The 10,122-nt window shown below is 72.0% G+C and carries 12 protein-coding genes; 5 read left to right on the top strand and 7 right to left on the bottom strand.

Annotation, left to right across the window (positions count from 1 at the left end; translation table 11 throughout):
- Positions 1 to 60 precede the first annotated feature (60 nt).
- Positions 61 to 414: a hydroxyisourate hydrolase gene (locus IE209_RS19785; protein ID WP_189688629.1), complete on the bottom strand. Its 354-nt coding sequence runs from the start codon at positions 412 to 414 to the stop codon at positions 61 to 63.
- 30 nt (positions 415 to 444) lie between these two features.
- Positions 445 to 1,347, bottom strand: coding sequence for a LysR substrate-binding domain-containing protein (locus IE209_RS19780; protein ID WP_189688628.1), 903 nt, complete (start codon positions 1,345 to 1,347; stop codon positions 445 to 447).
- 115 nt (positions 1,348 to 1,462) lie between these two features.
- On the opposite strand from IE209_RS19780, the gene IE209_RS19775 reads away from it, so the two are divergent.
- Entirely contained in the window at positions 1,463 to 2,083 is a 621-nt protein-coding gene (locus tag IE209_RS19775; RefSeq protein WP_189688635.1) for a glutathione S-transferase family protein, read from the top strand.
- Positions 2,084 to 2,090: 7 nt separating this feature from the next.
- Here IE209_RS19775 and IE209_RS19770 read toward each other — a convergent pair whose 3' ends face one another.
- The 5 genes from IE209_RS19770 to IE209_RS19750 form a co-directional block, all read right to left on the bottom strand.
- On the bottom strand, positions 2,091 to 2,573 hold the full coding sequence (locus tag IE209_RS19770; RefSeq protein WP_189688627.1) for a RidA family protein: 483 nt from the start codon (positions 2,571 to 2,573) through the stop codon (positions 2,091 to 2,093).
- Positions 2,570 to 3,463, bottom strand: a complete 894-nt coding sequence (locus tag IE209_RS19765) for a PhzF family phenazine biosynthesis protein (RefSeq protein WP_229882947.1) — start codon at positions 3,461 to 3,463, stop codon at positions 2,570 to 2,572. The genes IE209_RS19770 and IE209_RS19765 overlap by 4 nt, the downstream gene beginning before the upstream one ends.
- Complete coding sequence (locus IE209_RS19760) at positions 3,460 to 4,437, bottom strand: Bug family tripartite tricarboxylate transporter substrate binding protein (protein ID WP_189688626.1); 978 nt, start codon at positions 4,435 to 4,437, stop codon at positions 3,460 to 3,462. The genes IE209_RS19765 and IE209_RS19760 overlap by 4 nt, the downstream gene beginning before the upstream one ends.
- Before the next feature lie 98 nt (positions 4,438 to 4,535).
- Positions 4,536 to 5,300: a helix-turn-helix domain-containing protein gene (locus IE209_RS19755; protein ID WP_189688625.1), complete on the bottom strand. Its 765-nt coding sequence runs from the start codon at positions 5,298 to 5,300 to the stop codon at positions 4,536 to 4,538.
- An 84-nt stretch (positions 5,301 to 5,384) separates the two neighbouring features.
- Positions 5,385 to 6,173 (bottom strand): IclR family transcriptional regulator, encoded by a 789-nt coding sequence (locus IE209_RS19750; protein ID WP_189688624.1) that lies wholly within the window; start codon positions 6,171 to 6,173, stop codon positions 5,385 to 5,387.
- 114 nt (positions 6,174 to 6,287) lie between these two features.
- Between IE209_RS19750 and IE209_RS19745 the strand changes: the two genes are divergently transcribed.
- From IE209_RS19745 to IE209_RS19730, 4 genes are read left to right on the top strand one after another with little or no spacing between them, the layout of a single operon-like run.
- Positions 6,288 to 7,247, top strand: coding sequence for an MBL fold metallo-hydrolase (locus IE209_RS19745; RefSeq protein ID WP_189688623.1), 960 nt, complete (start codon positions 6,288 to 6,290; stop codon positions 7,245 to 7,247).
- A 23-nt stretch (positions 7,248 to 7,270) separates the two neighbouring features.
- Positions 7,271 to 8,923 carry an FAD-dependent oxidoreductase gene (locus tag IE209_RS19740; protein ID WP_189688622.1) on the top strand — a complete coding sequence of 551 codons (1,653 nt, stop codon included), beginning with the start codon at positions 7,271 to 7,273 and terminating at the stop codon, positions 8,921 to 8,923.
- Between the two features lie 11 nt (positions 8,924 to 8,934).
- On the top strand, positions 8,935 to 9,132 hold the full coding sequence (locus IE209_RS19735; protein WP_189688621.1) for a DUF2783 domain-containing protein: 198 nt from the start codon (positions 8,935 to 8,937) through the stop codon (positions 9,130 to 9,132).
- Positions 9,133 to 9,159: 27 nt separating this feature from the next.
- A complete protein-coding gene (locus tag IE209_RS19730; protein ID WP_189688620.1) occupies positions 9,160 to 10,116 on the top strand; it encodes a Bug family tripartite tricarboxylate transporter substrate binding protein in 957 nt (318 codons plus the stop codon).
- Positions 10,117 to 10,122 lie beyond the last annotated feature (6 nt).

The raw sequence follows: 10,122 nt of genomic DNA, 5'->3' as shown, positions 1-10,122 counted from the left end.
GCGGCAGGCTCCAGTTCGCCCGCTTGCTGGACGGCTTTCACGGTAACGGGGCGGTCCACCTCATGCGCCCCGGAAGCAGGACATGCCCCAGGGCGTCAGCTTGACGGGCAGGTGGTAGTGCCGCGTGGTGTCGGCGACCGCGAAGCGGAACACCTGCACGTCCATGAAGGCCGGCTCGGGGAGCTGGGTGCCGCGCGCGCGGTAGTAGTCGGCCACGTGCAGGCGCAGCTCGTACTGGCCGGCCCCCATGGGCTCGGCCACGCCTTCGATGGCGGAGACCAGGCCATTGCCGCCCACGGTGCCCGACACCACCTCGCGCCACTGTCCTCCTGTGTGGAACAGCACGTCCACGCGCATGTTGCGCGCGACCAGGCCATTGGCGACATCGACGACGTGGACGGAAATGGTTTGCATGGCAGGCGCGGAAAGTGAAGGCGCCGCATCCTACCGTGCCGATGGCAGCGCCTGACCTTGCCCGGCCGCGTAGCACCGTGCCTCCGCCCGCAGCCAGTCGATGAAGTCCAGCGGCGGCGCGGCGGCCTGCGGCCAGACCAGCCAATACGGATAGGCATAGGGCGCGCGCAGCGCGGTCAGCGCCACCAGTTCGCCGCTGCGCAGCAGGCCGTCGACCAGGCTCAGCCGTTCCAGCGCCACGCCCAGCCCCAGGCGCACGGCCTGCAGCGACAGGTTGGAGTCGTTGATCCACAGCCCACCCTCGGGCGAGGGCTCGGGCAGGCCGGCCAGCTGGCACCATGGCGCCCAGGATTCGGCCGATCGGACCAGCGGGCATTGCAACACCTCGGCCGGCGTGCGCGGCAGCGCGCCGCCGTTCAGGCCGGGCGCGGCGACCATGACCAGCGCGTCCGTGAACAGCTGCTCCTGCACCATGCCGTCCCAGGGCCCCTGGCCCATGCGGATGGCCAGCTGCGCGCCGGCCTGGCGCAGGTCCTGCAGGTCCAGGCTGGCCTGCAGGCGCACGCGCCGGCCCGGGTGCGCTGCCAGGTAGCGCGGCAAGCGCGGCAGCAGCCAGTGCTGGCCGAAGGAGGGAATCAGCGCCACCACGAGTTCGCCCGCGCGTGGGCGGATGCGCAGCGCGCGCGTGGCATCGCCGATGCCCTGCAGCGCCTCGCGCACCTGCAGCGCGTAGAGCCGGCCGTTTTCTGCCAGGCGCACGCCGCGGCCCTCGCGTTCGAACAGCGCCAGGCCCAGCAGGCCCTCCAGCTGGCGCAGCTGCTGGCTCACGGCGGAGTGCGTGACATGCAGCTCCTCGGCCGCGCGGCCCACGCTGCCGAGCCGCGCGACGGCCTCGAAGCAGCGCAGGGCGTTCATGGGAGGCAGATCGTTCATGTCAGTTTTTCTAACGGATTCGACAACAAGATGTCGATGGTAGAAGAGCTTCTTCTTCGATAAATTCCTGGTTCGCCCGCACAAGGTCGCGGGGCGATGAAGGAGAACTGAAATGATGCAGCTGGTCGGCATGCTCGACTCGCCTTATGTGCGCCGCGTGGCCGTGAGCCTGGAACTGCTGGGCCTGCCGTTCGAATCGCGGCCGATCTCGGTGTTCCGGCAGATGGACGCCTTTCGCGCGATCAATCCCGTCATCAAGGCGCCCACGCTGGTGACGGCCGAGGGCACGGTGTTGATGGACTCCAGCCTGATCCTGGACTGGGCCGAACACCTGGCCGGCCCGGCGCGCAGTCTGTGGCCGGCCGCACCGGCCGAGCGCCTGCGCGCGCTGCGCCTCACGGGCCTGGCGCTGGCCGCCTGCGAGAAGGCCGTGCAGATCGTCTACGAGCAGCAGGTGCGCCCGCCCGAGAAGCAGCACCAGCCCTGGCTGGACCGCGTCCATGCCCAGATGCTGGCCGGTTTCGGCGCGCTGGAGGATGAACTGCGGCGCGGTCCGCCGCCGGCGCCGGCGGGTGGCCAGCCGGTCGGGCAGGCCGAACTCACGCTGGCCGTGGTCTGGCATTTCGCGCGGCAGCTTGTGCCGGAGCACCTGCCGCAGGCGCCGTTCCCGCTGCAGCGCACGGCCTCCGAGCGGGCCGAAGCGCTGGCCGCCTTCGCGGCCTGGCCGCACGGCTGAGGTCGCTTCACACCGCGGCCAGGGCCTCCAGCTCGATCTCGATCCAGGCCGCGTCGGGCAGGCTGGCCACGCCGACCGCCGTGCGCGCGGGCGGCGGCTGGTCCGGGAAGGCCAGGGCCAGCACGCGCGAGGCGCCGTCGAGCACGGCCGCATGGCGACCGAAATCCGGCACCGCGCGCACATAGCCGCGCAGCCGCACGATTTGCCGCACCTGCGCGAGTCCGCCCGCGGCCGCGTGCAGGGCCGCCAGCGCGTTCAGCACGGCGATTTCGGCGGCCCGCGCGGCCGGCGCCAGATCGGCGTCGCCGCGGCACAGGCCGGCCAGCGCCACGCCCTCGACCCGGCAGGTCTGGCCCGCCACATGCACCCAGGCATGGCCTGCACCCAGGGGCATGCGGCAGGCGGGGGCGTACAGCCCGCGCGGCTGCGGCGGCGCCGGCAGTGGGTGGCCCGCAGCCTGCAGCCGTGCCAGCACGCTGTCGGCGCTCACAGCGCGCTCCAGACCACGCGGCCGCCCAGCCAGCAGCCCACCGGTCGGCCGTCCGCGCCGAAGCGGGCCCGCAATGCGATGGCCGAGGGGCAGCCCATGGCCACACCCTGCAGCACCGTGGTGGTGGCGGCTTGGTCCGGCGTGCCCAGCGGCACGGCTCCGGTGCTGGCCAGATGGCCCCAGAGCGCGGCCGCCGCGATGCCGGTGGCCGCATCCTCCGGGTAGCCGGAGGCGCGTGGGAACTGGCGCGCGGCCACCGCCGGGGCACCATCCTGCGGGGCGGCCAGGGCATAGGGGTACAGGCCGGTCGAGTCGGCCGCGGCGCAGCAGGACTCGATCTGCTCCAGGCTGGGCACCAGCGCGTCGAGTTCGGCCACCGAGCCGACACGCGCAAGCGTCTTGGTGCGGCTGGTGCGCGCGTTGACGACGGCGCCGTGCCAGTGCGCGCGCTGGTGCGGGTCCAGCACGTCGCGCACGCGCGCGGCCAGGGCCGGGGCCAGCACCGACTGTTCCACCAGCGGCTGCGACACCCAGACCTGCTGGCGCGCGGCATCCCAGAGCGCGTCGACCAGGCCGCTGCGCGTCTGCACGCGCGCGGTCGGCGCCGTCCACTCGCCCCAGGCGCGCAGCGCCCACAGGGCGCCGACCGTGGCATGTCCGCACATCTCCATCTCGTGCCGCGGCACGAAGAAGCGCAGCGCCCAGTCGGCCTCGGGCGTGTCGCTCGCGAACACGAAGGCCGATTCGTGGCCGTACCGGCTGGCCACGGCCTGCATGTCCTGTGCCGACATGCCGGCCGCATGGCGCACCAGCGGCACCGGGTTGCCGCCGTTCGGGCCGTCCACGAACACGCGCAGGCCGACCACTTCGCCCATGGCGGGCGCCTTCATTGCGGCGCCACTCCGGCCGCGCGGGCGATGGCGCCCCAAAACGGGGTGTCGCGCGCCACGGCCTGCTGCATGGCCTGCGGCGTGCCCGGCGCGGCGTTGATGCCCCTGGCCGCCAGGTCCGCGGCCAGCGCGCGGTCTGTCAGCACCCGGTTCAGGGCCTGGTTGAAGCGCGCGACGATGGGCTCCGGCGTGCCCTTGGGAAAGGCAAAGCCATACCACAGCGACTGGTCGAAGCCCGCCATGCCAGCCTCGGCGAAGGTCGGCACGCCAGCCAGCAGCGCATTGGGCGCGGTGCTGGCGATGGCGCTGAGCTTGCCGCTGCGGATGTAGGCCGCCAGGCCCACGGGGTTGTCGAACAGGAACTGCACCTGCCCGCCGATCAGGTCGGTGTAGGCCGGCGCGGCGCCGCGGTAAGGCACATGCACAGGCGCCACGCGCAGCGCGGTCTTGAACTTCTCGCCCAGCAGGTGCGAGACCGTGCCCGCGCCGACCGAGGCGAAGCTGGTGCCCTCGGGCCGGGCGTTGGCTGCCGCCAGGAAGCTCTTGAGGTCGCTGGCGCGCAGGCTCGGGTGGGCCACCAGCACGTAGGGCGAGGTCCCGATGAAACCGGCATAGGCGAAGTCCTTGAGCGGGTCGTAGGGCAGGCGTTGGTAGACCGAGGGGCTCACCGCATGCGTGCTGGTCGTGGCCACGCCCACGGTGTAGCCGTCCGGCGCGGCCTTGGCCACCGCGCCCGTGCCGATGGTGCCGCCGGCGCCGCTGCGGTTGTCGATGACCAGCGGCTGGCCGAGCGCGGCCTGCAGCGCGGGCTGCAAAGCGCGCACGGCCACGTCGGTCCCGCCGCCGGCCGGAAAGGGCACGACCACGGTGATGGGCCGGCTCGGCCAGTCCTGCGCCATGGCGGGCAGCAGCGGTGCGAGCAGGGCGGCCAGCAGCACGCGGCGGCGCTGGCGTGGGGAGGGGGATCCGGGCATGGTGCAACTCCGATGGGGGGATGCCTGCATGCTAGGAACGGCCGCCCGGGGGCGCGAACCGGCAGGCGACGCCGGCCGATCCGCAATGCGACAGACGTTCAGGGCGCGATGGCGCGCAGCAAGCGGCCGAGGTGGCCGCTGGAAGCGAAGCCCAGCGCCTGGCTGGCCTGGGCCAGCGTGCAGCCCTGCGCCATCAACGCGCGGGCGCGTGCCGCGAGCGCGCGCCGGCGCAGCGCCACGGGCGAGGCGCCGTAGGTCTGCTCGCAGGCGCGCTGCAACTGGCGCACCGACACGCCCAGGCTCTGGGCCACGGCGTCGATCTGCGGCAGGCTCTGCTCGTGGTCCAGTGCCTGGGCGAAGCGCTGCAGCATGCGCTCGGCCAGACCGGCCGGGGCCGGGGCCGCGGCCAGCGCGCGGCTGCGGCCGAAGCGGATCTGCCGCACGATGGCCTCGACCAGCGGTGCTGCACTGCGCGCATCCAGCGCCGGGGCCAGCAGCGCGTCCAGCAGTGCCTGCACCGCGCCATCGAGCTGCAGCGCGCCGAAGCGCGCCTGACGGCCCAACAACTCCGGGGCCAGATACAGCTCGCCATGCTGCAGGCGCGGCGTGCTGGCCCGTGTGTGGTGCGCCGTGGCGGCCGGCAGCAACAGGGCGCTGGCCCGCGCCAGCCGCGCGGCGCCCGGCGCAGCGCCGGCCGCGGCCTGCCAGGTTGCCTGCAGGCCGCCGGCCACGGGCCACAGCAGCATGGCGCAGTCGTGTGCATGCCAGTCGCGCGTGTAGTGCGGCTGGCCGCTGTGGTGCAGCGCGAAGCCGCTGGGCGCGGTCAGCGCCAGCTTGGGCGACAGGTGGACGGGGATGGTCACGGCGTGGTGGTCGGCGGATGCGCCGCCGGCACGCAAGTATCGAGCCGACGGCCCACGCGCGCCAGGCCGCCGGGGCGCCGCCGCTCAGCGGTAGCCGAGCTGCCGCGAGATCGCGGCCGCGGCACCGCGCACCGCCTGTGCCGCGGCCGAATTCCAGGCCGCCGGGAAATGGTCCTGGTGCCCCAGCGCCGTGATGACGATGGCGGGCTGGCCCTCGTGGTCCAGTGCCGCGGCACTGAAGGCGTTGACGCCCGGCATGGGCCGGCCGTTGGCGCGTGCCACCCCGTGGGCGCGGTGTTCGGCCACGGCCGTCTCGAGCTCGGCGCGCTGCGCGGGCGAGAGCGGCCGGCCGGCCTGGTCAGGATCGCCCAGCGGGCCGGCCAGCGTGCGTTCGATGCGCTCGACCGGCAGCACGGCGGCGAAAGCCCGGCCCGTGGCCGTGTTCAGCAGCGACATCACGGTGCCCGCGCGCATCGACACATGCAGCGGCTGGCGCGCATCGATCATGCGCACGATGGTGGCGCCGAAGTTGCCCCAGACCGCCAGCGCCACGGCATAGCCCGTGCGCCGCGCCAGTTCCTCGGCCACGGGCATGGCGGCCTTGACGGGGTCGAGCTGGTGCAGGTACGTCAGTCCCAATTGCAGCGCCGCCGGCCCCAGCGCATAGTGGCCCGTGCCGGCGTCCTGCGCGATCAGATCCAGCCGGGCGAAGCTCACGAGATAGGGATGGGCCCGTGAAGGCGGCATGTCGGCCGCGGCAGCCAGGTCCTTGAGCGACATCGGGCCAGGCTGGCCTGCCAGTGCCAGCAGCAAACGGGCGCCCACCTCGGCCGACTGCACGGCGCGCTGGCCTTTGTCCTGTGTCTTGTCCATGGCCGCGAGTTTGCAGGATGCAAATGCATTTGACAAACGCAAACAAGCGGAAATAATGCGAACCAGTTTGTCAATGACAAATCTCAAGCCCCACGCATCCGCAGGAGACACCCGATGAGCCAGCAGAAGAAGTTCGCGTCCCAGGCCGACCTCGAGGAGAAGAAGGTCACCTTCAGCCAGATTTCCGAGCACGCTTGGGCCTATACGGCCGAAGGCGACCCCAACACCGGCATCGTGATCGGTGACGACGCCGTGCTCGTGGCCGACACCCAGGCCACGCCCGCGATGGCGGCCGACGTGATCCGCCGCATCCGCGAGGTGACGGACAAGCCGATCAAGTACGTGGTGCTGACCCACTACCACGCCGTGCGCGTGCTGGGCGCGAGCGCCTACCAGCCCGAGCAGATCCTGGCCAGCCAGGACACCTACGATCTCATCGTCGAGCGCGGCGAGCAGGACAAGGCCAGCGAGATCGGCCGCTTTCCGCGCCTGTTCCAGAACGTGGAGACGGTGCCGCCCGGCCTGACCTGGCCGACCATGACCTTCACGGGCAAGATGACCGTCTGGCTCGGCAAGCTCGAGGTGCAGCTGCTGCAGCTGGGGCGCGGCCACACCAAGGGCGACACCGTGGTCTGGCTGCCGGGCGAGAAGACGCTGCTGTCGGGTGACCTCGTGGAGTTCGGCGCCACGCCGTACGCGGGCGATGCCTACTTCAAGGACTGGCCGCAGACGCTGGAGAACCTGGCCGCGCTGGGCCCCAAGGCGCTGGTGCCGGGCCGCGGCGCCGCGCTGACCACGCCCGAAGACGTGGCCCGGGGCCTGCGCGAGACGCGCGAGTTCATCGCCGACGTCTACGCCAACGTGCAAAGGGGCGTGGCGGCCGGCAAGGACCTCAACGCCGTCTACAAGGACACCTTCGCCGCGCTGAAGCCCAAGTACGGCCGCTGGGTCATCTTCGACCACTGCATGCCCTTCGACGTGACGCGCTGCTTCGACGAGGCCACGCAATACGCCGATCCGCGCATCTGGACCGCCGAGCGCGACGTCCAGATGTGGAAGGCGCTCGAAGGTTGAGCGGCCCGCGGAGGAGACAAGACATGAAGCTCCAAGAGCTCGCCACCGCCCCCCGACCCATCGACTACCAGAAGCTGGTGTTCGACTACCAGCCCCATCCCGACCAGCGCGCGGCCACGCCTGCGCGCCACCCGGTCGTCGTGGTCGGCGCCGGCCCGGTCGGCCTGGCCCTGGCCATCGACCTGGCCCAGCAGCAGGTGCCCGTCGTGCTGCTGGACAACGACCACAAGCTCTCCACCGGCTCGCGCGCGATCTGTTTTTCCAAGCGCTCGCTGGAGATCTTCGACCGCCTGGGCTGCGGCGAGGCCATGGCCGCCAAGGGCGTGTCCTGGAAGGTCGGCCGCGTGTTCCTGCGCGGCGAGGAGGTCTACCGCTTCGACCTGCTGCCCGAGGACGGCCACGCCCGCCCAGCCTTCGTGAACCTGCAGCAGTACTACGTCGAGGGCTTCCTGGCCGAGCGTGCCGCGCAATTGCCGCTGATCGACCTGCGCTGGCAGAACAAGGTCACGGGCGTGGAGCAGCTTGGCGACCACGCGCTGCTGACCGTCGAGACGCCCGACGGCTCCTACCAGTTGCAGGCCGACTGGGTCGCCGCTTGCGATGGCTCGCGCTCGGCCGTGCGCCAGCTGCTGGGGCAGGAAAGCCATGGCCGCCAGTTCCGCGACCGCTTCCTGATCGCCGACGTGAAGATGAAGGTCGACTTTCCGGCCGAGCGCTGGTTCTGGTTCGACCCGGACTTCCACCGCAACCAGAGCGTGCTCTTGCACATGCAGCCCGATGGCGTCTGGCGCATCGACTTCCAGCTCGGCTGGGACGCCGACCCCGAGGTCGAGAAGCGGCCCGAGAACATCATGCCGCGCGTGCGCGCGCTGCTGGAGGCCTCGCCGTTCAAGGGCGCCGAGGTGGAGCTCGAATGGGCCAGCGTCTACACCTTCGCGTGCCAGCGCATGGACGCCTTCCGCCATGGCCGCGTGCTGTTCGCGGGCGACGCAGCGCACGGCGTCTCGCCGTTCGGCGCGCGTGGCGCCAATTCGGGCCTGCAGGACGCCGAGAACCTGGCCTGGAAGCTGGCCGCCGTGCTGCGCGCGCAGGCGCCCGATGCGCTGCTGGACAGCTACGCCCGCGAGCGCGAGATGGCGGCCGACGAGAACATCCAGAACTCCACGCGCGCCACCGACTTCATCACGCCCAAAAGCGAGATCAGCCGCTTGTTCCGCGACGCCGTGCTGCAGCTCGCGCGCCGGCACGAGTTCGCGCGGCGCATGGTCAACAGCGGGCGGCTCTCGGTCCCGGCCACCTTGCACGGCTCGGCGCTCAATACCGAAGACGCCGACGCGTTCGCGGGCCGCATGGTGCCCGGCGCCGTGGCGGCCGATGCGCCCGTGGCCGGCGGCTGGCTGCTGCAGCGCCTGGCCGGCACACGCTTCGCGGCGCTGGTGTTCGGCGAAGGCGAGGGTGCCCAGGCCAGCCTGCGTGCACTGGCCGCGACCGAATTGCCGCTGCAGATCGAGCGTGTGCCGCTGGACGCAGCCCATGCGCTGGCCGCCGAACGGTACGACGCGCAGGACGGCACCACCTACCTGCTGCGCCCGGACCAGCATGTCTGTGCGCGCTGGCGCCGGCCCACGGCCGCCGCGCTGCGCGCCGCCCACGACCGCGCCCTGGCCAGGGCCTGAAGGACACCGCGATGACACCGGAACACCTGGACACCCGCGCGCGCCTGACCGCGCCCGACGATTTCTACGAAGCCCTGATCGACGCCCACCAAGGCCTGTCGACCGACGAGAGCCATGCGCTCAATGCGCGCCTGGTGCTGCTGCTGGCCAACCAGGTCGGCAGCCTGCCCGTGCTGCGCGAAGCGCTGGCCGCGGCCCGCGAGGCCTGACGATTTCACAACCCCTGGAGACAAACCATGATGCGCTTTCTGACCACCGGCCTCGTTGCCGCCACACTGGCTTTCACGGCGTCGGCCCAGTCCGGCAAACCCATCGAATGGGTGGTCGGCTACGCGGCCGGCGGCGGCTCCGACGCCGTGGCGCGCGCCACGGCCGAGGCCATGACCAAGACGCTGGGCGCGCCCGTGATCGTCAACAACAAGCCCGGCGCGGCCACCAACATCGCGGCCGAGTACGCCGTGCGTGCCAAGGACCTGGAAAACACGGTCTTCACGGCCGACTTCGCCACGCTGGCCGTCAACCCCTTCCTGTTTCCCAAGCTGCCCTACAGCGCCGAGAAGGACTTGAAGCCCGTGGGCCTGCTGGCGCGCTTTCCGCTCGTGCTGGTGGTCGGCCCGCAGGTGCCGGCCAGCAACTGGAAGGAATTCGCGGCCTGGGCCAAGGCGCAGAACGGCGCCGTGAACTACGCCTCGGCCGGCGTCGGCAGCCCCCACCACCTGGCCACCGAGCTGCTGGCCGAGCAGGGCGGCCTGAAGCTCACGCACGTGGCCTACAAGGGCGCGGCGCCCGCGGTGGCCGACGTGCTGGGCGGTCAGGTGCCGTTCATGCTCGTGGACACCGCCAGCGGCAACCAGTTCGTGCTGTCGGGCAAGCTCAAGGCCATCGGCGTGGCCAGCGCCCAGCGCATCGCCAGCCTGCCCAACGTGCCCACGCTGGCCGAGCAGGGCCTGGCGGGCTACGAGGCCTATGCCTGGCAGGGCCTGACCGTGCCGGCCGGCGCGACCGATGCCACCGTCGCCCGCTACAGCAAGGCGTTGCAGGAAGCCCTGGCCTCGCCGACCGTGAAGGCGCGCTACGACGCCCTGGGCGTGGAAGGCCTGCCGGGCACGCCCGAGCAAATGGCCGCCTACGTGAAGCAGGAACGCGAGCGCTGGGGCCGCGTGATCCGCACCAACAACATCAAGATCGACTGAAAGGAA

Source organism: Pseudorhodoferax aquiterrae, from assembly GCF_014652235.1.
Taxonomy (GTDB): domain Bacteria; phylum Pseudomonadota; class Gammaproteobacteria; order Burkholderiales; family Burkholderiaceae_C; genus Pseudorhodoferax; species Pseudorhodoferax aquiterrae.
This window is presented reverse-complemented; position numbering and strand designations above follow the sequence as displayed.